The organism is Streptomyces sp. WMMC940 (genome assembly GCF_027460265.1).
GTDB lineage: Bacteria > Actinomycetota > Actinomycetes > Streptomycetales > Streptomycetaceae > Streptomyces.
In genome coordinates this window covers 4,227,940-4,252,527 of record NZ_JAPZBC010000001.1, presented here as the reverse complement: position 1 = coordinate 4,252,527, position 24,588 = coordinate 4,227,940, and the positions used below count along the sequence as shown (strand labels likewise).

22 protein-coding genes and 1 pseudogene are annotated in these 24,588 nt (G+C 73.3%); 12 read left to right on the top strand and 11 right to left on the bottom strand.

The window, feature by feature from the left end; translation table 11 throughout:
* Positions 1 to 4 precede the first annotated feature (4 nt).
* On the top strand, positions 5 to 427 hold the full coding sequence (locus tag O7595_RS18755) for a TOBE domain-containing protein (RefSeq protein WP_269729802.1): 423 nt from the start codon (positions 5 to 7) through the stop codon (positions 425 to 427).
* Between the two features lie 85 nt (positions 428 to 512).
* Here O7595_RS18755 and O7595_RS18750 read toward each other — a convergent pair whose 3' ends face one another.
* Positions 513 to 1,724 carry a maleylpyruvate isomerase N-terminal domain-containing protein gene (locus tag O7595_RS18750; RefSeq protein WP_269729801.1) on the bottom strand — a complete coding sequence of 404 codons (1,212 nt, stop codon included), beginning with the start codon at positions 1,722 to 1,724 and terminating at the stop codon, positions 513 to 515.
* Entirely contained in the window at positions 1,721 to 2,299 is a 579-nt protein-coding gene (locus tag O7595_RS18745) for a sigma-70 family RNA polymerase sigma factor (protein ID WP_269729800.1), read from the bottom strand. Before O7595_RS18745 ends, O7595_RS18750 begins: the two co-directional genes overlap by 4 nt.
* Positions 2,300 to 2,523: 224 nt before the next feature.
* Here O7595_RS18745 and O7595_RS18740 point away from each other — a divergent pair, with 224 nt between their 5' ends.
* Together O7595_RS18740 and O7595_RS18735 are read left to right on the top strand one after the other, a co-directional pair.
* Complete coding sequence (locus tag O7595_RS18740; protein ID WP_269732535.1) at positions 2,524 to 2,895, top strand: STAS domain-containing protein; 372 nt, start codon at positions 2,524 to 2,526, stop codon at positions 2,893 to 2,895.
* 39 nt (positions 2,896 to 2,934) lie between these two features.
* Positions 2,935 to 3,456 (top strand): EF-hand domain-containing protein, encoded by a 522-nt coding sequence (locus O7595_RS18735; protein ID WP_269729799.1) that lies wholly within the window; start codon positions 2,935 to 2,937, stop codon positions 3,454 to 3,456.
* A gap of 223 nt (positions 3,457 to 3,679) precedes the next feature.
* Here the strand turns inward: O7595_RS18735 and O7595_RS18730 are convergent, their stop codons facing one another.
* Positions 3,680 to 4,957 carry an ABC transporter substrate-binding protein gene (locus tag O7595_RS18730; protein WP_269729798.1) on the bottom strand — a complete coding sequence of 426 codons (1,278 nt, stop codon included), beginning with the start codon at positions 4,955 to 4,957 and terminating at the stop codon, positions 3,680 to 3,682.
* Between the two features lie 223 nt (positions 4,958 to 5,180).
* On the opposite strand from O7595_RS18730, the gene O7595_RS18725 reads away from it, so the two are divergent.
* Positions 5,181 to 5,627, top strand: a complete 447-nt coding sequence (locus O7595_RS18725) for an SCO4402 family protein (protein WP_269732534.1) — start codon at positions 5,181 to 5,183, stop codon at positions 5,625 to 5,627.
* Positions 5,628 to 5,782: 155 nt separating this feature from the next.
* Positions 5,783 to 6,634 carry a formyltetrahydrofolate deformylase gene (gene purU, locus O7595_RS18720; RefSeq protein WP_269729797.1) on the top strand — a complete coding sequence of 284 codons (852 nt, stop codon included), beginning with the start codon at positions 5,783 to 5,785 and terminating at the stop codon, positions 6,632 to 6,634.
* A gap of 222 nt (positions 6,635 to 6,856) precedes the next feature.
* Here purU and O7595_RS18715 read toward each other — a convergent pair whose 3' ends face one another.
* Both O7595_RS18715 and O7595_RS18710 read right to left on the bottom strand, forming a co-directional pair.
* Positions 6,857 to 8,335: a hypothetical protein gene (locus tag O7595_RS18715; RefSeq protein ID WP_269729796.1), complete on the bottom strand. Its 1,479-nt coding sequence runs from the start codon at positions 8,333 to 8,335 to the stop codon at positions 6,857 to 6,859.
* A gap of 212 nt (positions 8,336 to 8,547) precedes the next feature.
* Positions 8,548 to 9,930 (bottom strand): transcriptional regulator, encoded by a 1,383-nt coding sequence (locus O7595_RS18710; protein ID WP_269729795.1) that lies wholly within the window; start codon positions 9,928 to 9,930, stop codon positions 8,548 to 8,550.
* 267 nt (positions 9,931 to 10,197) lie between these two features.
* Here O7595_RS18710 and O7595_RS18705 point away from each other — a divergent pair, with 267 nt between their 5' ends.
* The 5 genes from O7595_RS18705 (at position 10,198) to O7595_RS18685 (ending at position 15,208) form a co-directional block, all read left to right on the top strand.
* Positions 10,198 to 10,887, top strand: coding sequence for a bifunctional DNA primase/polymerase (locus tag O7595_RS18705; protein WP_269729794.1), 690 nt, complete (start codon positions 10,198 to 10,200; stop codon positions 10,885 to 10,887).
* A 39-nt stretch (positions 10,888 to 10,926) separates the two neighbouring features.
* Positions 10,927 to 11,754 carry an ABC transporter ATP-binding protein gene (locus O7595_RS18700; protein WP_269729793.1) on the top strand — a complete coding sequence of 276 codons (828 nt, stop codon included), beginning with the start codon at positions 10,927 to 10,929 and terminating at the stop codon, positions 11,752 to 11,754.
* A 32-nt stretch (positions 11,755 to 11,786) separates the two neighbouring features.
* On the top strand, positions 11,787 to 13,364 hold the full coding sequence (locus tag O7595_RS18695) for a transporter (RefSeq protein WP_269732533.1): 1,578 nt from the start codon (positions 11,787 to 11,789) through the stop codon (positions 13,362 to 13,364).
* A gap of 59 nt (positions 13,365 to 13,423) precedes the next feature.
* Positions 13,424 to 14,332 carry a hypothetical protein gene (locus O7595_RS18690; protein ID WP_269729792.1) on the top strand — a complete coding sequence of 303 codons (909 nt, stop codon included), beginning with the start codon at positions 13,424 to 13,426 and terminating at the stop codon, positions 14,330 to 14,332.
* Positions 14,333 to 14,767: 435 nt separating this feature from the next.
* Positions 14,768 to 15,208 carry a subtilase-type protease inhibitor gene (locus tag O7595_RS18685; protein WP_269729791.1) on the top strand — a complete coding sequence of 147 codons (441 nt, stop codon included), beginning with the start codon at positions 14,768 to 14,770 and terminating at the stop codon, positions 15,206 to 15,208.
* 153 nt (positions 15,209 to 15,361) lie between these two features.
* Here the strand turns inward: O7595_RS18685 and O7595_RS18680 are convergent, their stop codons facing one another.
* The gene (locus O7595_RS18680; RefSeq protein ID WP_269729790.1) at positions 15,362 to 16,225 is read right to left on the bottom strand and encodes an alpha/beta fold hydrolase; all 864 of its coding nucleotides are present in this window, start codon (positions 16,223 to 16,225) and stop codon (positions 15,362 to 15,364) included.
* Between the two features lie 714 nt (positions 16,226 to 16,939).
* The gene (locus tag O7595_RS18675) at positions 16,940 to 17,632 is read right to left on the bottom strand and encodes a metal-dependent transcriptional regulator (RefSeq protein ID WP_138054614.1); all 693 of its coding nucleotides are present in this window, start codon (positions 17,630 to 17,632) and stop codon (positions 16,940 to 16,942) included.
* Between the two features lie 151 nt (positions 17,633 to 17,783).
* Between O7595_RS18675 and O7595_RS18670 the strand changes: the two genes are divergently transcribed.
* Entirely contained in the window at positions 17,784 to 18,539 is a 756-nt protein-coding gene (locus tag O7595_RS18670) for an SIS domain-containing protein (RefSeq protein ID WP_269729789.1), read from the top strand.
* 174 nt (positions 18,540 to 18,713) lie between these two features.
* Here O7595_RS18670 and O7595_RS18665 read toward each other — a convergent pair whose 3' ends face one another.
* Together O7595_RS18665 and pdxH are read right to left on the bottom strand one after the other, a co-directional pair.
* A complete protein-coding gene (locus O7595_RS18665) occupies positions 18,714 to 20,075 on the bottom strand; it encodes a PAS domain-containing protein (RefSeq protein WP_269729788.1) in 1,362 nt (453 codons plus the stop codon).
* A 414-nt stretch (positions 20,076 to 20,489) separates the two neighbouring features.
* On the bottom strand, positions 20,490 to 21,149 hold the full coding sequence (gene pdxH / locus O7595_RS18660) for a pyridoxamine 5'-phosphate oxidase (RefSeq protein ID WP_269729787.1): 660 nt from the start codon (positions 21,147 to 21,149) through the stop codon (positions 20,490 to 20,492).
* A gap of 337 nt (positions 21,150 to 21,486) precedes the next feature.
* Here pdxH and O7595_RS18655 point away from each other — a divergent pair, with 337 nt between their 5' ends.
* Positions 21,487 to 22,617: a citrate synthase 2 gene (locus tag O7595_RS18655; protein ID WP_269729786.1), complete on the top strand. Its 1,131-nt coding sequence runs from the start codon at positions 21,487 to 21,489 to the stop codon at positions 22,615 to 22,617.
* A 199-nt stretch (positions 22,618 to 22,816) separates the two neighbouring features.
* On the opposite strand, the gene O7595_RS18650 is transcribed toward O7595_RS18655, so the two are convergent.
* Both O7595_RS18650 and O7595_RS18645 read right to left on the bottom strand, forming a co-directional pair.
* Positions 22,817 to 23,863 (bottom strand): isopenicillin N synthase family dioxygenase, encoded by a 1,047-nt coding sequence (locus tag O7595_RS18650; protein WP_269729785.1) that lies wholly within the window; start codon positions 23,861 to 23,863, stop codon positions 22,817 to 22,819.
* Between the two features lie 464 nt (positions 23,864 to 24,327).
* Positions 24,328 to 24,588 (bottom strand): annotated as a pseudogene (locus O7595_RS18645) (DNA-binding protein); the annotation flags it as partial.

Here is a 24,588-nt window from a genome sequence, read left to right as displayed (position 1 = left end):
CGACATGAGCCTGAGCATCCGCAACCAGCTGCCCGGCACCGTGATCGCGGTCACCGGCGGCCCCGCCATGGCGACGGTGAGGATCCGCCTCGACAGCGGTGAGGAGATCACCTCGGCCGTGACCGCCGACGCCGTCTCGGAGCTGGGCATCTTCCCCGGCGGAGCGGTCAGCGCCCTGATGAAGGCCAGCGAGGTGGCCCTCGCGACGGCGCGCGTGGAGGGCCTCAGCATCCGCAACCAGCTGCCCGGCACGGTCACATCGGTGAGCCCCGGCGCGGCGATGGCCACCGTCCGGCTGAGGCTGGACGGCGGCCAGGACCTGACCGCGGTGATCACCAAGGACGCGCTGGACGAGCTCGGGTTCACGGCGGGCGGCACCGCGGTCGCCCTGGTCAAGTCGACGGAGATCTCGCTCTCCACCGCCTGAGCGCCACTGCGGACCGAACGCACCGCGCCACCCGGGGGAGACCCCCTGCACCGGACGCCGCTCGCCGACGGGCGCGCGCCGCCCGTCAGAGCCGGGACAGCGAGGCCGCCGCGAACAGGACGTCCCGCACGGCCTCGCGGTCCCCGTCCTGACCGGCCGCGGCGTCGGCCGGCGGCACATGGCCCGCCACGAGCTGGCAGAACTCCACGCCGTCGAGGGCGATCTGGGCGACCGTGTGGTCCGGGTCGCCCACCGCCGCGGGAGAGTCCAGCGCGATGTACCAGTGGCCGCCTCCTGCTCCCTCCACCTCCAGGTGCAGCGAGCGTCCGGGCGAACCGGCCGTCACCAGACGGCGGGCCGGCGCCGCGAGCCCGGCCCGCCGCCGGGCGGCCAGCGCCCCGGGCAGCAGCCGGACCGCCAGATCGATCATTCGGTGCAGATGCGCGCCGGTCGGGGGCTCGTACGGATAGTCCACCGCGACCGCGATGTCGTCCGCGTGCACCCAGCACTCGAAGGCCCGGTCCAGCATCGCGTCCTGCAGCGGCAGCGCGAAGTCCCCGTAGGAGACCGACAACTGCTCCACCCCGAGCCCGGCGAACGACACCGTCCGCACCAGCGCATGGCTCTGCTCGCGCCACGGGACGCGCACCGAACGCGTCGCCGGACGTTCGCCCGAGCTCCACAGCCGCTCGGTCCGCTCGGCCGGGGAGGCCGGCGCGTCGGGGCCGGCCGGGTCTCCCAGCCCCAGGGCCGAAGCCACCAGCCCGTCCACGGACATCAGATGGCCCATCACTCCGGCGACCGTCGTCCTGCGGCTCACCTTGGCCTCGCCGTCGAACCACTTCAGCCGCACCGGGGCGTGCCACTCCGAGTCGCCGATGTCCCGCAGCAGCGCGTCGAGCCGGGCGGTCTCCGCGTCGTACGCACCGGCCCACGCGGGCACCGGGGTCCGGGCGGGCCGCCTGCCCAGGCAGTTCTCCAGGACCCGGGAGCGCAGCAGCGGATCCAGGTCGAGGTCGCGGTCGGTGTGCAGCAGCCCCACGGCGTCCCGCAGCCGCAGCGCCTCCTCGGCGCAGGGCGCGCAGCCGGTGAGGTGCTCCTCCACCGCCGCGGTCTCCTCGGCCGAGCAGGCCGCCAGCGCCCAGGCGCCGAGCAGCGACTTGAGCACGCCGTGGGCCGGGGGCTCCGGCGGCGGCGGGGGCAGCACGTCCGGCGGCGAGAGGTCGTCCCCCGCCGCACGCGGTCCGGGTATGCGCGGGGGCGCGCCCGGCACGTCGTCGGGGCCGCGGCCGTTCACCGGCGGCTTCCCGGTCCGGGAGGCGACGAGCCGTCCAGCGCGCGGGTGTTGGCCGTCGCCAGCAGTTGCAGCCCGAGCCGCAGCCGGCGGCGCGCCTCGTCCTCGGTGACCCCGAGGTCGGCGGCGGTCTGCCGGTAGTCCCTGCGCTGGAAGTACGCCAGCTCCAGTGCGGCCCGCAGCGGCGCGGGCATCGACGTCACGATGTAGTCCGCGCGGGCGGCGACGGAGGCGCGGCGCACCTTCTGCTCCAGGTCCTCCGTGCCGCCACCGCACTCGGCGGCCGCCGTGCGCTCCTGCTCCCGCAGCCGGTGGACGGCCTGGTCGTGTGTGAGACGCGCCACCCAGAAGCGCATCGAGCCCTGCCGGGGGTCGTAGGCGTCCGGGTTCTCCCACACGTAGCCGAACACCTCGCGGGTCACCTGGTCGGCGGCCGCGTCGTCGTCGAGCACGCGATGGGCCTGGCTGTGGACGAGCGCGGCGAAACGGTCGTACAACTCGCCGAGCGCGGCGGCCTCGCCCCGCGCCAGCCGCTGCTGCATCCTGCGGTCCCAGCGAGGTGGTGCGTCCTTGCCCATCCGGCGGCCCCCAAGCCTCTGCCCGTCCTCGTCGCCTTCTGCTCGTCCTGTCGTCCACTCGAATGTAATGCGACGCGGCTGAAACGCACGCCCCTTTATGGCAAGTCCGCCCCGGCGAAGACTGCGCGTGGTAGAGGGTTTCGCCACGGTGGGGCGGGGCAGCAGCGCCGGAAGGGAACGACTACGTCCGGATGGGGACCGGTGTGACGAGAGAGCCGCGCGAGATGCTCAGGGTGGAGCGAACCGAGCAGACCCCCTGGACGATACTGCACATTCAGGGCGAACTGGATCTGGTCAGTTCCCCCGAGGTCCGGCGCCATGTGCACGACGCCGTGGCCGTGGGGCGCCGCGATGTCGTGCTGGACCTCTCCGGAGTGCTGTTCTGCGACTCCAGCGGTGTGGGCGTGCTGATCGCCTCGCGCCGGCTGCTGCGCTCCTGCCGCGGGCGGCTGAGGCTGATCCTGCCCGCCCGCGGAGCCGTCGAGGGCTCGCATGTGAACCGGGTGCTCGCCGCCCTGGGGGTGCGCCGGCTGTTCGAGGTGTACGAGGACGTGGACGCCGCCACCGACGGCGAGACGCGGCCCCTGTCCGCGTAACGGGACGCACGGACCGCTCTGACGTCGTACGCTCCCCGCATGGACAGCGCAGAATACGAGCGCAAGATCGCCCACCGGTTCGCCGAGTTCGACCAGGACGGCAACGGCTACATCGATCGCGCGGACTTCAGCAAGGCGGCCGCGGTGCTCCTCTCCGAGTTCGGCACGACCGCACGCTCCGACAAGGGGCAGGCCCTGTACTCGGGCGCGGAGGCGTTCTGGCAGGGCATGGCGGGCATCGCCGACGTCGACGGCGACCAGCGGGTCTCCCGTCAGGAGTTCGTCACGGGCGCCGTGAAGCGCCTGCGTGACAACCCCCGCCGCTTCGCGGAGATCGCCCGGCCCTTCCTGCACGCCGTCGTCGCCATCGCCGACGAGGACGGTTCCGGGGTCACCCGGGGCGGCGCCGAGCGGGTGCTCCGCGCCCTCGGCGTCGAGCCCGACCGCTGCACGGCGGTGGCCGCCGCGCTGGACTCCGACGGGGACGACCGGATCAGCGAGGAGCAGATCCTCGAGGCGTTCGCCGCCTACTACGTGACCTCGGAGCCCGACACCCCCTGAACCTCCGGCCTCGCACGTCCGGCCGCACGGGCCCCGGAGACCGCGGAAGGCGCCCCGCACCCCCGCGGGACCGGGGCCCCGTCATGCCCGCCAGGTGCCTGCCCGACGCGGGCCACCGCCCGGTCCGTCCTCGCCGAAGCCCCGGGCACCGTCCGGTCCCGGGCGCCCCGAGGCCCCCGCCCCGCCCGGACCGGTCGTCGCCGGGGCCGCCGGAACAGGCCGGTCAGACCAAGGGCACCTGCGACATCGTCCGGGCCACGTTGACGAAGCCCGGCCGCTGGGCGACCAGACGGCCGTCCCGGACGACCTGGAAGGTCACGTTCGGGTTCACGATCCGGGGGAAGCCCGGCACGCCCAGCATGTCCTCGAAGCGCCAGCGCAGCGCGGGCGTGAGACCGCCGGTGTCGACGCTGACACCGGTGTCGAGGGCGTGGGACAAAGCACTCGGGGTGACGCTGTCGCGATCGAGCGCCTCGATCACCTTCTTCAGCACGGTGTACGCGATCCAGGTGGTCTGGACCCCCGCGTCGGCCGGGTCGATCCGGTCGTCGCCGAACGCGTGGTCCTTGATCACCTGCCGCATCACGCCCCAGCGGGCGTCCCCCGCGTCGGGGTACCAGCCGGTCATGTACGCGCCCTCGAACGGCCCGCCGGCCCCGCCCGTACGGTCGATCAGCGGCTGGTCGACGGAACTGAGGACGGAGGAGATCCGCACACCCCTGTCGTCCTCCGGCAGCCGGCGGAAGGAGTCGAAGAAGTTCGCGGTGCGCTCGCCGAGGACGGCCGTGACGCAGCCGCTCCGGCCGCCGGCCTCGTCCCGGGCCCGCGCGGCCTCCGCCAGGTACTCGGTGGCGTCCTCCGCGGCCTTGACGTCGATGGACGGCCGCCCGTCGCCCTCGGACAGCCCGGTGTTCAGCAGCACCGGCAGGTTGTCGCCGGCGATCGTGTCGGGCCGCACCAGCGACACCTGGCGGCAGCTGTCCGCCAACTGCCGGCCGTTGCCGGCGAGGAGCGCCGGCTGGCCTCCGTTCACCGGGTAGGAGAGGTAGCTGGTGAACTCCTCCTCGGACACCCCGTAGCCGCCGATGTACGGAATGCCCGCGGCTTCCAGCGGCGCCATGAAGGCCCGGCCGTTCTGGCTGTACGAGCCGACCACGGCGACCGCGCCCTCGGCCGCCGCGCGCCGGGCACAGGCCGCCGCACCCGCCGTCGTGTTGTGCTCGTTGCAGGTCAGCACCCGCAGCTCGTGACCGTCGATGCCGCCCTTCTCGTTGACGTACTTGGCGTACGCCTGGGCCATGGCGGGCATTCCGGGCATGTTCGTGGCCCGGGTCTCCTCGGGGGCGAAGGTCATCACGGTGATCGGCTCCCTGGCTCCCGCCGATCCGCCGGGGAGCACCCCGCACCCGGCGAGTGACGCGCCGACGGCCGCCGTGCACGCGGCGAGGGCCGTCGCGGTCCTGAGGGGGTGGGAGAAGGAGGAGCGTCGCCTACCGGTCATGTCCCTGCACAATTCCGCCCCATGGGTAACACCGGAGTGGTGACGGTTCAACGCAGGGTGACGGAGAGGTGAATTGCAGGGGGACGGGATCGCCGGATGACGGAGAACGTACGATCGAGGCCGCGCTAGCTTCGGTGCTGACCGTGTCGCGGAGCTCGCAAGGACCGAGCTCACGAGGTGAACGTCAATGAACTCTTCCCGCCGCGGCCGTCGCTCCTCCACCATGGGCGACATGCCGCTCAACGACATGCCCTGGTGGCGCTGGCGTGCCCATGTGCGCTCGGCGCTGCACATGTTCTCCGACCCCGCCTTCCACCAGGAGACCTGGCTGGCGGGCCATGAGGGGTACGGCGACGTCACCGACGCCGTCTACCGGCTGGTCGAGGACACCTGGCTGGACAACTGGTCCGCCGAGAAGTACGTGGGGACGATCTTCCGGGACTCCGGTGAGGCCGCGCTCGTCGACGTGGCCGTGCTGCGGGTGCTGCGGATCATGCACCAGGTCGGCGCGGACGCGCCGGTCTCGGCGTACCTGGAGCACCACGCCTGGCCGGAGGCCGTCCGGGCCGCGCGGGAGGCCCACGTACTGCTGGCGACGAACGACGGGGAGGACCCGGACGCCCCGCCGCGCACCCTGGAAGTGCTGCGGATCATGACGCGTTCGGCCTGACGGTCGTGGAACGGCGCGGCTTCCGGGCGACGGACGCCGGGGTTCATCGCGGGGACCACCGCGGTCCGCCCGACGGACGCCGGGATCACGATCACCGCGGTCCGCCTGACGGACGCCCTTCCGTCGCCGATCCGTGGGTGTGACACCCTACGAGGATGACCGACCAGTACGTCCTCACGCTCTCCTGCCCGGACAAACAGGGCATCGTGCACGCCGTGTCCAGCTACCTCTTCATCACCGGCTGCAACATCGAGGACAGCCGGCAGTTCGGAGACCGGGACACCGGCCTGTTCTTCATGCGGGTGCACTTCTCGGCCGAGGACCCGGTGACCGTGGAAAAGCTGCGCGCCGGCTTCGCCGCGGTGGGCGACTCGTTCTCCATGGACTGGCAGATCCACCGCGCCGACGAGCGCATGCGGATCGTGCTGCTGGTCAGCAGGTTCGGCCACTGCCTGAACGACCTGCTGTTCCGGTCGAGGATCGGTGCCCTGCCGGTCGACATCGCCGCCGTGGTCTCCAACCACACCGACTTCGCGGAACTCGCCGCCTCCTACGGCATTCCGTTCCGGCACATCCCGGTCACCAAGGACACCAAGCCGCAGGCCGAGGCGGAACTGCTGGAGCTGGTGCGCGAGGAGAACGTCGAACTGGTCGTGCTCGCGCGCTACATGCAGGTCCTCTCCGACGACCTCTGCAAGCAGCTGAGCGGCCGGATCATCAACATCCACCACTCCTTCCTGCCGAGCTTCAAGGGCGCGAAGCCGTACCACCAGGCGCACGCCCGCGGTGTGAAGCTGATCGGCGCGACGGCGCACTATGTGACGGCCGACCTGGACGAGGGCCCGATCATCGAGCAGGAGGTGGAGCGCGTCGGCCACGAGGTGACGCCGGAACAACTGGTCGCGGTCGGCCGCGACGTGGAGTGCCAGGCCCTTGCCCGCGCGGTGAAGTGGCACGCGGAACACCGGATCCTCCTGAACGGCCACCGCACGGTGGTGTTCGCCTGAGGGCTGTCCGGCAGTCCTCGGGGGACCGGCGCCCGGCGTCGGATGCGGTGCGCCGCAAGGCGGAGAGTCGTCCTCGTACCGGATGCGTTCGGGCGATTCGACAACCCGGCGGGGCACCGTGGCCGCCGTGTCCCCGCCGGGATCGCGGGACGGTCCTCGGCCCGGTTCCGGGCGGGGTCGGCCCGTCGCGACGGGCCGACCCCGCCTGACGGCCGCCGCGGCTCAGAGCTGTTCCGCGCGGCGCTCCGTCAGGTCGTACTTCGTCGCGATCCGGTTCCAGAGAGTCGCCGCCTCGCGCTTCGCCTTCGTCGCCACACCGCTCTGGACGTTGCCCTGGGCGGTCTGGCCCGTGTTGCGTGCCTTGCCGCCCTTGCAGCCCTTCTTGCCCTTGACCTGGCCCGCCCACGCGGCGTAGTGGTCGTCCGCCGAGGCCGACGCCTCCCACGCCTTCTTCAGGGACGCGGTGAGCGCCTGGTTGTCCGGGAGCCGGTCCACGGAGACGCCCTGCAGACGGGTCACCAGCCCGCGGCGCTGCTCCGCCGCGCCACGCAGGTCCGAGGCCGCCTGGTCCAGGTTCTGGCAGGTCTTGATCGACTCGACGGAGCGGATCACCGCGGCCCGGCTGTCGTTGCTGTCCGCGAGGAGCTTGTCGAGTTCCACGGCCTGCGTCTTCGCCGGGTCCTCCACCGCCTCCCCGGACGGGTCGGCCGCCGGCGAAGTCGCCGCGGCGACACTCGTGTCGGCGCCCGGGTCCGGTTCGTCGTCACCGCCACCGAACATCAGCGCGCTCGTGCCGAGCCCGAGCACGGCACAGCCGACCACGACCGCGGCGATCAGCGGCAGCCGCGAGGAGTTCCGCGAGGTGCTCCCCCGGGAGGGAACGGGCTCGGGGGCGCGGCGGGCCGCTCGGCCGCCCGGGGAGGCGTACGGGGGCTGGGCGCCGTGCGCCGGCTCCTGCACGGGCGGCAGGTACTGCGTCTGCTCCGCGGCTCCGGCCCCGCCGGCCTCGCTGCGGAACAGGTTGTCGAACTCCGCCGGCGGCTGCCGGTCCCCCGGCGTTCCGGGGCGGATGCCGTACGGGGCGCCGGGCGGCGGCGCGGGGGCGTCCTGGTGCGCCACGGGCGGCAGGTACTGCGTGGCCTCCGCCTCCCCGGCCGGAGCGGCCGGGGCGGCCGGGGCGGCCGGGGCGCTGCCCGCCGGCCGTGCCCCGAGGAACCGCGTCGACTCCGCCGGGTTCTCCGGCGGCAGGGCCCCGGGCCCCGGCGGGACCGGAGCGATGTACTGGGTGGCGTCTCCCGCGGATCCCTGCGGGACGGGCGGGATGTACTGCGTCGCGTCACCGGCCCCCGCCGGGACGGGAGCGATGTACTGCGTCGCGTCGGCGTCGGGCGCGGGCGCCTGCGCGCCCTGCTGCCCGTATCCGTACGGCGTCTGCGTCTGCTGAGGCATCTGCGGCGGCAGCGCCCCGGCGTGCGCGGGCTGCGCGTACGGCGGGCCCGGCGGCTCCTCCTGCGGCAGCGGCTGCGCGTCCTGCCCGGGACCCCAGGGCGCACCCCACGGGGCGCCACCGGACGGGGCGACCTGCGGCCCGCCGGCTCCGGGGATGAAGGGCTCGCTGCCGTCCGCGGGCAGCACGACGCCCTCGTGCGCGGGCCGCGAGGCGGGATGCCGCGACTCGTCACCCTGTCCGCTGTGCGTCACCGGGACTCCTACGTGTCAACCTACGGAATCGTCGGCTCACGCTACCGGGTGACTCGGGGCGTCCGCACACGCGTGTGGTACCCGTAACAAGAACGCCCGCGGGGACGCTGTTATGGCCTCAAGATCCTTGACCTGGACGGGGATCCGCCCGACCCGGAACCGCCCGCTCACGCCCCGGCGGCCCCGCCGGACGCGGGACCGCCCGGGCCCGCTCACGCCGCCTGCAGCTGCAGCCTCGCGCCGAACTCGCGTACGGACGGCTCCGCCGCGTACGGCTCCAGCCGCTGGTGCAGGTCCTCCAGGTACTCCGTGCCACGGCTGGAACGAAGGGTGCCGAGGAGCTCCATCGCCCGTGTGCCCGTGCTGCAGGCCTCCTCGACCTCACGCTGCTGGAGCCGGGCCGTGGCCAGCAGGACCAGCCCGATCCCCCGGCGCCGCGCGCGCGACTCGGGATGCCCGTCCAGGGACTCGGTGGCCCGGCGGACCGCCTGGTCGGCCTGGCCGAGGTCGCGGTGGCAGTGGGCCAGCTCGTCGGCGAGGTACGCGTGGTCGAAGTGGGCGATCCAGTCGGGATCGTCCCCCGATTCGGTGTTCGCCCGGTCCAGTGCGGCGATGGCCCTGCCGGCCGCCTCCTGGCAGGTACGCGCGTCCCCGAGCAGCGCGTGCCCCCGGGCCTCCGCCGCGTGGAACATCGCCTCCGCGCGCGGTGTGACCTGGCCCCGGGCGCCCTCCTGCGCGGCCCGCGCGAGCTGGGCGATCTCCCTCGGGTTCCCGAGCTCCGCGGCGAGGTGGCTCATCGACGCGGCCAGGACGTAGCCGCCGTAGGCGCGGTCGCCCGCGGCCTGGGCCAGCCGCAGGGCCTGGATGTAGTAGCGCTGGGCGAGGCCCGGCTGGCCCGTGTCGACGGCCATGTAGCCCGCGAGCTCCGTGAGCCGCGCCACCGCGGCGAAGAGCTGCCGCCCCACCGGCTCCCGGTACGAGCCGGAGAGCAGCCCGGACACCACGCTGTTGAGGTAGTGGACGACGACCGGCCGGACGTGCCCGGCGCCGAACCGGTGGTCGAGACCGGTGAGCGCCTTCGTCATCGCCCGCACGGCCTCGACGTCCGGCAGCCCCACCCGCGCCCCGGCCTGCCGGGCCACCTGGGTGTCGGCTCCGGTGATCAGCCAGTCCCGACTGGGCTCGACGAGCGCCGAGGCGGCCACCGTCGAACCGGTCAGGAAGTCGCGCCGGCCCACGTCGCTGCGCCACAGCTCGCAGACCTGCTCGATCGCCCCGACCACGGTGGGGGCGAACTGCAGCCCCACGCCGGACGCCAGGTTCTTGCCGTTGGCCATTCCGATCTCGTCGATCGTGACCGTGCGGCCCAGCTTGCGGCCCAGTGCCTCCGCGATGATGCCGGGCGCCCGCCCGCGCGGCTGCTGCCCACGCAGCCAGCGCGCCACCGACGTCTTGTCGTAGCGCAGATCGAGGCCGCGTTCCGCCCCGACCATGTTGACCCTGCGGGCCAGACCGGCGTTGGAGCATCCGGCTTCCTGGATCAGCGCCTGCAGCCGTTCGTTCGGCTGACGGGCGACGAGTGGCCTCGCTGCCATCACTAACCCCCTGTGCCGGACCGCGCCGGTCGTGATCTCCGTGGTGATCTGCCATCGATCACTTCCCGGCGTTATCCGGAGAATGCCAATGAGCTCGGACGATTACGGGTGAATGCCGCTCACCCGCAACTGGCTACCCGCCGGCCGGGTCCGGCCCGCATGCGCGCCCCCGTCCGTGCACCCGTGCGCCCCACATGCGGGTTCGGTGCACCACCGTCCGGCGCCGCGCGCCCGTAACCCGGCCTGGTGGGGGGAGTTGTGTTTATCGTGGAAGACACCATCGACGGGTCGATCGGCCTCACCGAGGCGGCCCAGATCCCCGTACAGCGCGGCACGCAACTGCTGGACAGCGCGGTCCGTTACGTGGAGGAGCGCCACTGGGACGTGTTCCCCGGCACCTGGCTGGAGGCCGTCGAGGGCGCCGAACGGTGCTCGTGCGGCGCACCCGTGTGCGATGCGCCGGGGGCGCACGCCGCCCGGCCGGACTGGTCGGGCCAGGCGACCGGCAGCGCCGTCGCCGCGCGCCGGCTGTGGGGCAGGCAGCCGAGGGCGTCGATCCTGATGCCCACGGGGAGGACGTTCGACGCCCTGGAGGTCCCGGAGTCGGCCGGCTTCCTCGCCCTGGCCCGGATGGAGCGGATGGACATGACCCTCGGGCCGGTGGTCTGCGGCCCGAACCGGCGCGTGCTGTTCCTCGTCCTGCCGGGCGCGGCCGTGAAGCTCCCGGAGCTGGTGCGCAGGCTCGGCTGGATGCCCGGCTCGCTCGACCTGGTGGCGCGCGGCGACGGGCAGTACGTCGCGGCGCCGCCGACGCGCGTCGGCGGCCAGGGAGCCGTGCAGTGGGTGCGCAAGCCGACGCCCGCGAACCGCTGGCTGCCGGACGCCGAGGAGCTGATCAGCCCGCTGGCCTACGCATGCGGGCGGGAGGCCGCCGACGGGCGGGACCGCCGATCGTAGGGTTGTTCCCGTACTACGGGGACAACGGAAGGCGGCAACATGCCCGACCAGGCATCGGACCGGACGGTGGACACGGCGGGCGGCGCGCCCGGGGAGGCACCTCCCGCCGTCCGGGTGGAGGGTCTCTGGAAGCGGTTCGGCGAACAGATCGCGGTCGCCGGCGTGGATCTCACGCTGCCCGCGGGAAAGTTCATCGGCCTGGTCGGACCCAACGGCGCCGGCAAGACCACGACGCTGTCGATGGTCACCGGGCTCCTCCGCCCCGACCAGGGACGCATCGAGGTCGCCGGCCACGACGTCTGGAGGGATCCGGCCGAGGTCAAGTCCCGGATCGGTGTCCTGCCCGAGGGCCTGCGGTTGTTCGAGCGGCTGTCGGGCGGTGAACTCCTCTCCTACACCGGCCGGTTGCGGGGACTCCCCGGCGAGGAGGTGGACAAGCGGGCCGCCCAGCTGCTGGACGTGCTGGATCTCGCGGGCGCCCGGCACAAGCTGGTCGTCGACTACTCGACCGGTATGCGCAAGAAGATCGGCCTGGCGGCGGCACTGCTGCACAACCCGCAGGTGCTCTTCCTGGACGAGCCGTTCGAGGGCGTCGACCCGGTGTCCGCACAGACCATCCGCGGGGTTCTGGAGCGGTACACCGCGTCCGGGGCGACCGTCGTCTTCTCCAGCCACGTCATGGAGCTGGTGGAATCGCTGTGCGACTGGGTCGCGGTGATGGCCGCCGGCCGGATCAGGGCGCACGGCCCTCTCGCGGAGGTCCGCGGTTCGGCGCGGTCCCTGCAGGACGCCTTCCTGGAGTTGGTCGGTGCCAACGGGCGGGACACCGGCGACGCGCTGGACTGGCTCGGCGGCGGTGCCCGGTGACGGCCACGACGCCCGGCCCGGCGCCCTCGCTCATGTCGGTGTTCGTACGGCTCAAAATGTCGCTGCTGGCCAACGGGCTGCGGCAGTCGTCCGGCCGCACGGCCGCGTTCGTCACCTCGGCCGTACTGGCGCTGCTGGTCGCCGCAGGCCAGTTCATCGGCTTCGTCCTGCTGCGCGGCACCGCGCACGCGGCCTCCCTGGTGGTGCTGCTGGTGGCGGTGCTGGCGCTGGGCTGGGCGTTCCTCCCGCTGTTCTTCCCGAGCGGTGACGAGACGCTGGACCCGACCCGGCTGGTGATGCTGCCGCTGCGGCCGGGCCCGATGGTGTCGGCGCTGCTGGTGGCGTCGCTGGTGGGCATCGGGCCGCTGTTCACGCTCTGCCTGGTGGTCGGCGCCGCGCTGGCCCTGGCGCACGGGGCAGCCGGGGTGGTGGCCGCGGTGGTCGCCGTGCCGCTGGCGGTGCTGGTGTGCGTGGCGCTGGCGCGGGCGGTCGCCGCCGCCAACATCCGCCTGCTGACCAGCCGCAAGGGCCGCGACCTGGCCGTGCTGAGCGGTCTGGTGATCGCGGTCGGGATCCAGTTCGTGAACTTCGGTGTGCAGCGCCTCGGCCAGGCCGGTGGGCTCACCGCGCTGGACCCGGCGGCGGCCGTGGTCCGCTGGATCCCGCCCGCGTCGGCGCTCGGCGCCGTCGACTCCGCGAGCGCCGGGGCTTACGGGTCGGCGGCGACGCAACTCGCGCTGTCCGGCGCCGCCCTGGCCGCCCTGCTGTACGGATGGCAGCGCAGTCTGACGCGTCTGATGACCGCCCCGGACGGCTCGACCCTCGCGGCGGCCTCGGAGCCGACCGGGCGGCACACGTCCACGGGCCTGCACCGGCTGCTGCCGGGCGGGCGCACGGGCACGGTCATGCAGCGCAGCCTCCGCTACGTCTGGCGTGACCCGAAGACGAAGACCGCGTGGGTGACGGCGCTGGTGATCGGGCTGATCGTGCCGCTGTTCAACGCCCTCCAGGGGACCGGCTCGATCTACTTCGCGTGCTTCGCGTCGGGGATGCTCGGCATCCAGATGTACAACCAGTTCGGCCAGGACACGTCGGCGTTCTGGATGGTCGCGCAGACGATCGCCTCACCCCACGACGCCTACCTCGAACTGCGTGCCCGTGCACTGGCGTTGCTGCTGATCACCCTGCCGTACACGATGCTGGTGACGGTCGCCACGGCCGCCGTGCTGGGCGACTGGCGCGCGCTGCCGGAGGCGCTGGGGATCGCGCTGGGGCTGCTCGGCGCGATGATGGCGACCGGCGCGGTGGCCTCGGCGCGTTTCCCGTACTCGATCCCGCAGGACAGCGCCTACAAGAACGTGGCGCCGGGGCAGGGCGGGCTCGCGTGGATCTCCATCTTCGGCGGGATGATCGCCTCGGCGCTGCTGTGCTCCCCGTTGATCGCGCTGACGATCTGGCTGAACGCCGCGAACGCCGAGTCGGCGATATGGATTCTGCTGCCGCTGGGTGCCGTGTACGGCGCGGCGGTGGCCTGGGGCGGGCTGCGGGTGGCGGCCCCTCAGACGGCCGCACGGCTGCCGGAGATCCTGACGGCCGTCAGCAAGGGATGACCGCGGTCTGATCCGTACCGCACGCCGGGCGCCGTGGGCCATGACGTACGGTACGGATCATGTCCATGCCTCCTCCGCCCCAGGGACAACCGCAGTACCCGGGGTATCCGTCACCGGCCCAGGGCGCGGCGCAGCCGCAGCCGGGCCCTTACGGCCCCCCGCATCCGGGGCCGTACGGCTCCGGACAGCCGGGTCCCCACGGTCCGGGACAGCCGGGCCCCTACGGTCCTCCGCCACAGCAGGGAGGTCCGTACGGCCCGCCCCAGGGAGGCCCGTACGGCCCGCCGCCGCCCTTCCCGCAGCAGGGCGGCTGGGCTCCCCCGCCCGCGCCGCCGAAGAAGTTCTGGTCCGGTCCGAAGGCCGCGATCATCGGGGTGTCGGTCGCCGTGGCCGTCGCGGTGCTCGCGTGGGCGGGAAACCGGGGCGGCGGCTCCGCCTCCTTCCCGGAGGCCACGCACAAGGTGACCCTCCCCAAGACGCTGCTGGGCGGCGAGTACACGCTGGCCCAGGACCTCTCCGAGCAGGGCGACTCCGCGCTGGCAGGCGCGAGCGAGGCCAACATCCGTGACCCGAAGGGCGTCGTGGGCCAGTACGCGTCCACCGACGCGAAGAAGGCCGGGGTTCTGGTCCTCTCGGCCCTCTACGGACAGATCAAGGACCCGGACGACGCCCGGGAGAGCATGCTGAAGGGCGCCGCCCAGTCGGAGGGCGCGACGATCGCCGTGCCGCCGAAGGACATCGAGGTGCCCGGCTCCGACGTCACCGTCACCTGCCAGGTCCTGACCGCCGCGTCCACCGGCGGGAAGAGCTCCTTCCCCATGTGCGCCTGGGCGGACGGGAACACCAACGGCTCCGTCGCCGAGGTGACCCCCGAGGCCGCGACGACGAGCCCCGAGTCGCTGGACCTCCGGACGGCGGCCGCGAACACGCTGAAGGTGCGCGAGGAGGTCAGGAAACCCATCGGCTGATCCTCCGCTTGTGGAGGTCGCGTGCAGAACGCATGGCCTCACGACGACGGGCCGGCAACGGAGTTCGCATCACTCCGGCGCCGGCCCTTCGCCGTATACGAAGGCGTACGGCGGAACACGGCGAGCACCCGGGACGTGACCCCACGACAGGCGCAGGATTCCGGCCGAAGCGCACGATGCGGCGGTATTCAAAGACGAAACCATTTTTGTATCACCGCAGGCCAGGCTTTTGTTCCGCGTTGGACCACCCTCAGCTGTCCATATACCGGACAACGGATCACCCACCTCGCACACCCCTCCCGAGCTGCCCGAACGGCCATTCGGTCGGCACACCTTGAACGTATGCGGCCGGAAACAGGTGATGGATGTGCGATCACTGTACGCATCAGCAAGACTCCCGACCGCAACCGCACACACCGTCAAAGGGGTTCACTCATGCGTTACATCGTCCACACACTCGGCGCGACGGCCTCCGCCGCGGCGCTCGTGCTCAGCGGTCTGGCCGCGGGCACCGCGCACGCCGATGCCGCCGGTCACACGGGGCTCTACGCGCCGTCCGCCCTGGTGCTGGCGGTCGGCAGGGGCGAAGCCGCCGCGACGGCGACCGTCGAGCGCGCGGTCACGCTGAACTGCGCCCCGGCGCCGGGCGGCACCCACCCGTCCGCCCGCGCGGCCTGCGGTGAACTGAACGCGGTGGACGGCGAGTTCGCCCTGCTGACCGGCACGTCAGAGCGCCCCTGCACCCGGCAGTGGGACCCGGTCACGATCACCGCCACCGGGGTCTGGGAGGGCAAGCGCGTCGACTGGTCGGCCACGTACGGCAACGCGTGCGAGATGCGGGAGAGCATGAACGGATCTGCCGTATTCGCCTTCTGAGGCCCCCTCAGACGCGGCGGACCGGGGCGATACGACGGCGGTCCCGGTCCGTCGCACCGCCGGCGCGACACGCCGGCACCCCCATGGAGTGGATGGCCTCCTCCCCGGCCACCCGGTCCCGGGCGGGGCCGATGTGCACCGCCCGTCAGACCCTCACGCCGTCAGGACGCCGTCGAGGAAGGGCTCGACGACCGCGCGCCAGGCCTCCGGCTGGTCGTAGTGGACGAGATGGCCGGCATCCGCCACCTCCGCGTACTGCCCGCGAGACAGGACCCGGACCATCTCCTGGGCCTCCGCACGACCCAGTTCACCGTCGAGCCCGCGGACCACGAGCGTCGGGCACGTGACCTGGGCGAGCGAGTCCCAGTGCGCGTCGTGCACCCAGGTCGCCCGGGACCGCAGCATCTGGCGGCGGGAGAAGACGGGCCGCCAGCCGTCCGCCCGTTCGGCCATCACCTCGACGAAGAACTCGCCCCGAGACGGGCTCGGACGCTCCAACCAGGGGTCGTCCTCGCCGAACCACTTGCGCACGTCCGCCAGTGTCGCGAAGGGCACGGGCCACGAGCGGAACCAGTCCTCCCACTCCCGCTGGGAGGCCGCCCCGAGCGCGGAGGCGCGCATGTCGCAGATGACCAGGGCCCGCACGAGGTCGGGACGCTCGGCGGCGAGCTGCCAGGCGGTCAGGGCACCCATGGAGTGGCCGACGAGGATCGCCGGCGCCAGGCCCAGTCGCTCCACCGCGGCCGCCGCGTCCGCCACGTACGCCTCGCGGGTGAACGCTCCGTCGGCGGGCCGCTCGCTGCGGCCGTGCCCGCGCTGGTCGAGGGCGACCGCACGGTGCCGCTCGGACAGCCAGCGGGCGGTGCGGGCCCAGTGCGAGGCCCGGCCCATCAGCCCGTGGAGGAGTAAGACGCCCGGGACGCGGTCCGTCTCGCCGCGCCCCTTGGGCGGGTCGGCGAACTCCCAGGCCGCGAGCCGAACACCGGCCGTACCGGTCACGTCGATGCGCCGCACCATGGTCCTGGCACCCCCTTCTGGCCCCGTGGATCTCCGGGCTCTCCGAAGCGATCGAGCTCGGCCAGGCTATCGAACTTCCATTCGAAAACCGGCTTCCGGCGAGCAACACCCCTCGTTCGAGTGACCACCCCCAAGGATTGACGGGCGCCGCCGAGGGGAGATCTTCAGCGGGAGGCGGGCCGCTCGGGGAAAACGGTCCGAGGGGATTGACCCTGGGAGCTCGGGGCTCCGGGTCAGCGAAGGGGAGGACAGGCCCCGGTGCCGCAGGGCGCCGGGGCCCTCCGCGTTCGACAGCCACATGATCCGCTCCCTCCCCGCGACTGGGCCGACCCCCCGGCCCGACCCGGCCCGACCCGGTCATGTGCCTCAGCCACAGAGTGGCACGCAAACCGCCCTGGCGCTGCCGTTCCGGCCGGAAAGCGCGTTCTGGAGGAGGTCTCACGGCGGGCGGAGGAGTCGCGCGGCGGCCACGGGTCGCACACCGGACGACGAAGCGCGCCCGTACCGCGGACGCACGGTACGGACGCGCCGGACGAGGTCCCCGTGGCCCGCGGGGCACTGGGGACGGCAACGCCACCAGCGGGGGCCCGATGGGCCGGACGGCCGACCGGTGGGGCCCGGGGCCCGTCGGGACGACCCGAGGCCCGATGGACCGGCGGGCCGGTGCTCAGTGGCCCCCGGCGGACGACCGACGGGGGCGCGCGGAGCGGAGGCTCAGCGCTTCGCCACGAAGACGTGCGAGGCGACGTCCGCCTTCAGCTCCGCGGCCTCACCGCCGCTGCCCACCAGCACCCCGCCCGCCGACTCGGTCACGCTCACCACCGAGCCGGGCTGCACACCGGCGCGGCGGAGCGTGTACATCAGCTGGGCGTCCGTCTGGATCGGCTCCCCGATCCGCCGGACCACCACCGTCTTCGCCTCCGTGCCGGCGTCGAGGTCGGCCAGGCTGACCATGCCGTCGTCCAGGAACGCCTCGGCCTCCGACTTCTCGCCCAGCTCCTCCAGGCCCGGGATCGGGTTGCCGTACGGCGACTCGGTCGGGTGCCGCAGGAGCTCGAGCACGCGCCGCTCCACGGCCTCGCTCATCACGTGCTCCCAGCGGCACGCCTCGGCGTGGACCTGCTCCCACTCCAGGCCGATCACATCGACCAGGAGGCACTCGGCGAGCCGGTGCTTGCGCATCACGCGGGTGGCGAGCCGGCGGCCCTCCTCGGTCAGCTCCAGGTGACGGTCGCCCGCGACCGTCACGAGCCCGTCGCGCTCCATCCGCGCGACGGTCTGGCTGACCGTCGGCCCGCTCTGGTCAAGCCGTTCCGCGATGCGTGCGCGCATCGGGACCACGCCTTCCTCTTCCAGCTCGAGGATGGTGCGGAGATACATCTCCGTCGTGTCGATCAGTCCGGACATACGTGCCCCTCGAAGAAGTCGTGCGGTGGCCCTGCCTCAATTCTGACGCATGGGGCCGACAACCGGGCCACGCCTGCCTGGAACCCGTATTGACAGAGCAATGGTCCAGACCGCAACGTGATCCGCGACACGACGAGAAGGAGCGACCGCGATGGGCGAGAACGAGCTGGCGGGTCGGTTCTTCGACGCCGCGATCGGGCTGCTGGAACGCGTGCGCGACGAGGAGGCGGCGCACATCGCCGCGGCCGGTGCGGCCATCGCGGACACCGTCGCCTCGGGCGGGAGGCTGTTCGCCTTCGGCGCGGGCCACTCCTCGCTCGCCGCACAGGACGTCGTCTACCGGGCGGGCGGCCTGGCACTGATGAACCTGCTCGCCGTCCCCGGCGCCGTCGGTGTCGACGTGATGCCCGCGACCCTCGGCTCCGCGCTGGAGCGCGTCGACGGCCTCGCCGGTGCCGTACTCGACTCCAGCCCCGCCCGCGCCGGCGACGTGCTGGTCGTCGTCTCCCTCTCCGGCCGCAACGCCCTGCCCGTCGAGATGGCCCTGAACGCGCGGGCGCTCGGGCTGAAGGTGATCGGGGTGACGTCCGTGGCGTACGCCGCGGAGACGAAGTCCCGGCACGCCTCGGGCACGTTCCTCAAGGACCACTGCGACATCGTCCTCGACTCCAAGATCGCGGTCGGTGACGCCGAACTGACCGCGCAGGGCGTCGCGGCCCCGTTCGCGCCCGCCTCCACGGTCGTCACCAGCGCCCTGATGCAGGCGACCCTCGCCGCCGCGGCCGGCGAACTGGCAGAGCGCGGCATCGAGCCGCCCCTGCTGCGGTCGGGGAACGTGGACGGCGGACACGAGTGGAACGGCCGGGTCATGGCCGAGTACGCGGACCGGATCTTCTACCGCCGCTGAGCCGGATCAGTCCCGGTACCGGCCACCCGGCGGACCCCGGAACGGGCCGCGCCCCGTCGCGCAGGGCACGCCCCGCTCGAACGGACACAGGCCCCCGGTCGTGCGTCGGTGGCCAACACGCGCCCCGGTCGAACGGACGGTCCCGGTCGAACGGACGGTCCTGACGGTGGCGGACTATCCGCCGCGCGCCCGGGCCAGGTCCAGTGCGGCCGCCACGTGCGTCGCGACGCTCTCCGCGTACTCCGCGTCGGGGCGTTCGAAGCGGGGGCGGTTGGCGGACCGCAGGAAGGTGACGACACCGAGCGTGCGGCCGCGGCTGCGGAGCACCGTGGACAGGGCGTGCACCGCGTCTCGCGGCCACTGGCGCTCCGCGGCCCAGCTCTCGGTGCGGTCCGGTCCTCCCCCCGTGCTGGTACGGACGGAGCCGACGCGGTCCATCGCCTGGAGTGCGGGGTGGCCCTGCGGATACCGGAGGGGGATGCCCGCGCCCGCCACCCTCGCGACCGGCCCCGGGGCCCCCGACGGCGTCGCCGCGGCCCGCACCAGCCGTTCGCCGTCCTCCGACAGCACGTCGACGAGGGCGTGGTCGGCGAATCCGGCGAGGGCGAAGTCGAGCCGCGTCGTCGCCGCCTCCAAAGGGTCCTCGCACTCGGCCGCCGCCCGGGCGGCCCGGTGCAGCTGGCTGAACCGGAACCGCAGCCGGTCCGCCTCCTGCTCCGCGAGCTTGGCCTGGGTGACGTCCTGGAACAGCCAGCCGACGCCCAGTGGCACCGGTTCCTCGGCGAGCGGCGACGCCAGCCGGAGGAATCCGCTGCGCCAGCACCTGCGCTGCTCGCCCTCGTCGGTGCGCACCGTCAGCCACAGCTCGACGAGCGCGCCGGGCGCACCGTCGGCGAGGACGTGGTGCAGTGCGCCCTCCAGCTCCTCGACGCCCTGCACGACCAGTTCCCCGAGCGGGCGCCCGAGCGCCGTCGTACGCCCGGCGGAGCCCAGCATCCGGGCCGCCTGCCGGTTCACGACGGCGGGCCGCAGGTCCACGTCCACCAGCACGACGCCCCACGACGCGTCCTCGAACAGCGCCTCGCTCAAGGCGATCGACCGCTCCAGATCGATCTGGGCGTGCACCTCGCTGAACGCGCAGTACACCCCGGCAGGCCCGCCGTCCGCACCGCGCACCCCGGCGGACTGCGTGCGTACGAGCACCCGCCCGCCGTCCTTGCGCAGCAGCGCGAACTCGTGGACCTGGCGGCCCGGTGCGGTCATCGCGGCCATCAGCCGGCCCTGCACGTCGTCCGCGTCCGCGGTCCGCACGGCCCATCCGGCGAAACCGCGCCGTCCCACGGCCTCCTCCGCCGACCAGCCGAGGATCCGCTCGGCCTCCCGGTTCCAGTGGGTGATCACACCGTCCGCGTCGAACGCGCACAGCGCGGCGTCCATCCCGTCCAGCAGCGCCGCGAGGAGATCGGAACCGGGGCCGTCCCGCTCCGGCTCGTCCGGTCCCAGCGCGCTGGTGGCCTCGCTCTTGGAAGCACTCATCCCGGCACCCCCTGCAGGACGTGTCCTCGGTCCGTGCCGCCCTCCGCAAAGCGGCACCCCCGATCATTCAACTGGAACGTGACTCAGGACACAGCAATTTCCCGGAAATCGTCGCCCGGGCAAAAAGGGGTTGAGTCGCCCTCGCGAGGTTTCTAGTGTGGGACGCCTCGAGAAGGGAGGTGATTCGGAACATGATGGCATTCCGGACGCGAGAGGTGGCTGCGGGCTAGCGGCCCGTCGTCGCACCTTCGTGCACCTCGGCAGGGCCACTGCCGAAATCCAAGCAGTCACCGACCCGCGGGCTCGCCGGTACGTCCGGCCGGCTTCCTCCTCGGAGGGAACCGAGCCCGCGGGTTTCTGCGTTCCCGGTCCCTGCCTCGGGGCGCACCTCACTCCGCCAGGCGCGCCCGCGGTTCACGGAGCCAGCCGCTCCACCCGCCAGCCGACGGGCCCCTCCGGGGTACGGACGTAGCGGAGGCGGTCGTGGAGCCGGTTCTCGTGGCCCTGCCAGAACTCGACGGTCCCCGGTGTCACCCGGTAGCCGCCCCACTCCGGCGGCACCGGCACCTGCTCACCCGCCGGGTACCGGTCGGCGAGTTCCTCGTACCGCCGCAGCAGCTCCCCGCGGGACGTGAGCACCGAGGACTGGGGGCTGGCCCAGGCGCCGAGCTGGGAGCCGTGGGGCCGGGTGCGGAAGTACGCGGCCGTCTCGTCGCGGCCCACCCGGGCCGCGGTTCCGGTGACGATGACCTGCCGGGTCAGTGGGTGCCAGGGGAACAGCAGCGAGACGTGCGGATTGGCCTCGAGTTCGCGGCCCTTGCGCGAGGCGTAGTTCGTGTAGAAGACGAAGCCGCGGTCGTCGAAGTGCTTCAACAGCACGGTCCGGGCGGACGGCCGGCCGTCGGGGGTGGCCGTGGAGACGACCATGGCGTTCGGCTCGTGGAGCCGGCCTGCCGCGGCGTCCTTGAACCAGTGGACGAACTGCTCCATCGGATCGGCGGGCAGGTCCGCCTCGTCGAGCGGCGTCGAGCGGTAGTGCTCGCGCATGGCGGCGGGGTCGAGGGCGTCGGTCACGGAGTCATCCTGCCGCACGCGCCACAGGTGGTCCCCCGCCCTCCGGGGCCCGCGCCGCGGCGGCCGGGGCGGGGTGCCGCGGTGCCCTTCGTCACCCGTTCGGAGCGCGGACGAGTCTTCCCGGCACGGAGTGCCGCCAATCCTCCCGGACCGGATCGGTGCAGTGTGCCGGATGTCACGCTTCCCCGCATCGGAGGAACCGGCCAAAATCGTGCGCTGGGCCGCTGTGGCCTCCCTACCACGCGGAGCGGGTGACCACGCGCCGCGCGGGGCATCACCGTGGTGGTGACCCACCCGGGCCGAAGCTTGTCTCGCACACATCCTGAGGAGCCGCCTGATGTCCGATTTCGTACCCGGACTCGAGGGAGTCGTCGCGTTCGAGACGGAGATCGCCGAACCCGACAAGGAGGGCGGCGCGCTCCGCTACCGCGGTGTCGACATCGAGGACCTCGTCGGCCACGTCTCCTTCGGGAACGTGTGGGGGCTGCTGGTGGACGGGGCGTTCAACCCCGGTCTGCCGCCCGCCGAGCCGTTCCCGATCCCGGTCCACTCCGGTGACATCCGCGTCGACGTCCAGTCGGCGCTCGCGATGCTCGCCCCCGTCTGGGGCCTGAAGCCGCTCCTCGACATCGACGAGGCGCAGGCTCGCGACGACCTCGCCCGGGCCGCCGTGATGGCGCTCTCGTACGTGGCACAGAGTGCCCGCGGCCAGGGTCTGCCGATGGTGCCGCAGCGGGAGATCGACAAGGCCGAGTCGGTCGTCGAACGGTTCATGATCCGCTGGCGGGGCGAGCCGGACCCCAAGCACGTGAAGGCCGTCGACGCCTACTGGACGTCGGCCGCGGAGCACGGAATGAACGCCTCCACCTTCACCGCCCGGGTCATCGCCTCGACGGGTGCCGATGTGGCTGCCGCGCTGTCCGGCGCCGTCGGCGCCATGTCGGGTCCGCTGCACGGCGGCGCCCCGTCCCGGGTGCTCGGCATGATCGAGGAGATCGAGCGCACCGGGGACGCGGCCGCGTACGTCAGGAAGGCCCTGGACAAGGGCGAGCGCCTGATGGGCTTCGGCCACCGGGTGTACCGGGCCGAGGACCCGCGCGCCCGCGTCCTGCGCAGGACGGCGAAGGAGTTGGGCGCGCCCCGCTACGAGATCGCGGAGGCGCTGGAGAAGGCCGCGCTGGAGGAGTTGCACAACCGTCGCCCGGACCGGGTCCTGGCGACGAACGTGGAGTTCTGGGCGGCGATCATGCTGGACTTCGCCGAGGTCCCTGCGCACATGTTCACGTCGATGTTCAGCTGCGCCCGTACGGCGGGCTGGTCGGCGCACATCCTGGAGCAGAAGCGCACCGGCCGTCTGGTGCGGCCGTCCGCCCGCTACGTCGGCCCGGGGCCGCGCGACCCGCGCTCGATCGAGGGTTACGCGGATATCGCAGGCATCGCCGACACCGCAGACATCGCCGCGCGGTAGCGCACGACCGTCGGACGGTCCCTGCCCGGTGCCTGCGACGGTCGGGATCGGGTGGGGCCGGGTCGCAGCGGTCGGGATCGGGTGGGGCCGGGCCTGCGACGGTCCGGACGGGCCGGTCCTGGCGAAGCTGGGCCGGCGGGGTGGGCCGCCACGCGCGCGCCGGGCAGGTGACGGCCCGGGCCCCGCGAAGGGCCGGCGGTCAGGCCGCCCGTTCCACGAGATCCGCGTGGTGGCGGGCGGCGACCAGCGGATGCGCCCGCAGCTTGCCCTTGAGCTCGTTGCGCCCGTACTCGGCGAACAGCGGGTTGGCCGGGTCGGTGGTGACGCCGGGCGCGTCCGCCGCGTGCGGGAAGGGCAGCGGGGCGACCCGGGCGTCGAGCCGCGGGTTGAAGAAGAACGGCACGGAGAAGCGCTCGGTGGCACCGGGCGGGCTGACCACCCGGTGGTTGGTGGCGACGAGGTAGCCGTTGGTGGCGACCTCGAGGAGCTCGCCGAGGTTGACGACGAACGCGCCGGGCAGCGGCGGCACGTCGTGGAAGAGGCCGTCCTCCCGCTGCACCTGGAGACCGCCGATCCGGTCCTGGTGGAGCAGGGTGAGGAAGCCGTAGTCCTTGTGGGCGCCGACGCCCTGGTCGGCGCCGTCGCCGGCGCTGCCGGGGTAGCGGACCAGCTTCAGGTGCAGATGGGCCCGGTCGCCGAAGACGTCGTCGTAGAAGTCCGGCGGGGCGCCGATGGCCGCGAGGAGCTCGTGGAGCAGCCGGTGCGCGACCGCGCTGAGCCGCTCGATCCAGCCGAGCGCGGCGGTGCGCAGCTCGGGCAGTGCGGCCGGCCACTGGTTGGGGCCCTCCAGCCACCAGTAGGCGGGTTCGCCCGGCGCCGGTACGTGCGCGGGCCGCTCGGCGCCGATGTCGAGCTGGTCGCGCCAGTCGCGGCTGCCGCCGGTGCGCTCGTCGCCGATGCGCGTGTAGCCGCGGAAGTGGGGCGAGTTGACGTTGTCTATGGCGTGCCGCTCGGCCTCGGGCAGGGCGAAGAACGCCCGCATGGCGCTCATCAGGGCGTCGGTCTCGGCCTCGGTGACGCCGTGGCCGACCAGCTGGAAGAAGCCGACGTCGTGGGCGGCGCCGTGGAGCCGGGCGTGCAGGTCGGCGCGGGCCGCGGGGCCGCGGTCGGCCGCGGAGAGGTCGATGACCGGGAGCTGCGAGAGGTCGCGCGAGGCGTGCCGCGGGAGGTGCTGCGAGGAAGACATGGGTGCGTCCGCTGTTCTGTGTCCCGGCCGCCGGTCCCGGTGATGACCGGGTGCGTGTGCCGCCGACGTCCGCCGGGGTGGGGCGGGGCCGGTGGGCCGGGTGGGGTGGAGTCAGGGCGTGGGGCGGAGGTGAGCCCGACAGCCCATGCTCGTGACGCGGAGGAAGTCCACGTGGCGACGGCGAACGAGCGGAAGCATGGGAAAAGGGTACGACGCGGGCCCGGCGAGCGGCCGTGACCCGGGTCACAGGGCCGAACGGTGGGTGCGCGACCGGGGAAGGTCCCCGTATCCCGGGCCGGCCCCGGATCGCGGGACCCACCCGCCCGACCGTGCCGACCGCGGAGGGCGGCCCCCGTGCCGGGGGTTCCGGCCCTCGGACGGGCCCGAGGGCCGCGCCCGTCCGGCCGACCGCGGATCCTCACCGCGCCCGGCGGCGGGCCCGGAGACCGCTCGACGCCGGGTCGGACGCTCAGGAGCCGGATCCGGTCGCCGCAGAGCCTGGCCATGTCGTCGAGGTCGGACGTCATCATCACGACAGGGCCCGGCTGGCGCAGCGCCGTCTCGGCTACGGTCGCGTCGACGGCGTACTTGTGGCCGTGCAGTCCGGTGTCCTTGAGCAGCCGTGCGGCGGCCTTCGCGGACTCCTCGGTGACAGGCTCCACCTTGACGCGGGAGAGGAGCCAGTTCAGCCGGGGAATGCTGGTTCCGGCGTGGGTGGCCTCGAC

Bases quoted from the DNA above. Each gene is read 5' to 3' on its own strand.
- O7595_RS18755 (WP_269729802.1), top strand. From the start codon at position 5: ATGAGCCTGAGCATCCGCAACCAGCTGCCCGGCACCGTGATCGCGGTC.
- O7595_RS18745 (WP_269729800.1), bottom strand. From the start codon at position 2,299: ATGGGCAAGGACGCACCACCTCGCTGGGACCGCAGGATGCAGCAGCGG.
- O7595_RS18740 (WP_269732535.1), top strand. From the start codon at position 2,524: ATGCTCAGGGTGGAGCGAACCGAGCAGACCCCCTGGACGATACTGCAC.
- O7595_RS18735 (WP_269729799.1), top strand. From the start codon at position 2,935: ATGGACAGCGCAGAATACGAGCGCAAGATCGCCCACCGGTTCGCCGAG.
- O7595_RS18730 (WP_269729798.1), bottom strand. From the start codon at position 4,957: ATGACCGGTAGGCGACGCTCCTCCTTCTCCCACCCCCTCAGGACCGCG.
- O7595_RS18725 (WP_269732534.1), top strand. From the start codon at position 5,181: ATGGGCGACATGCCGCTCAACGACATGCCCTGGTGGCGCTGGCGTGCC.
- purU (WP_269729797.1), top strand. From the start codon at position 5,783: ATGACCGACCAGTACGTCCTCACGCTCTCCTGCCCGGACAAACAGGGC.
- O7595_RS18710 (WP_269729795.1), bottom strand. From the start codon at position 9,930: ATGGCAGCGAGGCCACTCGTCGCCCGTCAGCCGAACGAACGGCTGCAG.
- O7595_RS18700 (WP_269729793.1), top strand. From the start codon at position 10,927: ATGCCCGACCAGGCATCGGACCGGACGGTGGACACGGCGGGCGGCGCG.
- O7595_RS18695 (WP_269732533.1), top strand. From the start codon at position 11,787: ATGTCGGTGTTCGTACGGCTCAAAATGTCGCTGCTGGCCAACGGGCTG.
- O7595_RS18690 (WP_269729792.1), top strand. From the start codon at position 13,424: ATGTCCATGCCTCCTCCGCCCCAGGGACAACCGCAGTACCCGGGGTAT.
- O7595_RS18685 (WP_269729791.1), top strand. From the start codon at position 14,768: ATGCGTTACATCGTCCACACACTCGGCGCGACGGCCTCCGCCGCGGCG.
- O7595_RS18680 (WP_269729790.1), bottom strand. From the start codon at position 16,225: ATGGTGCGGCGCATCGACGTGACCGGTACGGCCGGTGTTCGGCTCGCG.
- O7595_RS18675 (WP_138054614.1), bottom strand. From the start codon at position 17,632: ATGTCCGGACTGATCGACACGACGGAGATGTATCTCCGCACCATCCTC.
- O7595_RS18670 (WP_269729789.1), top strand. From the start codon at position 17,784: ATGGGCGAGAACGAGCTGGCGGGTCGGTTCTTCGACGCCGCGATCGGG.
- O7595_RS18665 (WP_269729788.1), bottom strand. From the start codon at position 20,075: ATGAGTGCTTCCAAGAGCGAGGCCACCAGCGCGCTGGGACCGGACGAG.
- O7595_RS18655 (WP_269729786.1), top strand. From the start codon at position 21,487: ATGTCCGATTTCGTACCCGGACTCGAGGGAGTCGTCGCGTTCGAGACG.
- O7595_RS18650 (WP_269729785.1), bottom strand. From the start codon at position 23,863: ATGTCTTCCTCGCAGCACCTCCCGCGGCACGCCTCGCGCGACCTCTCG.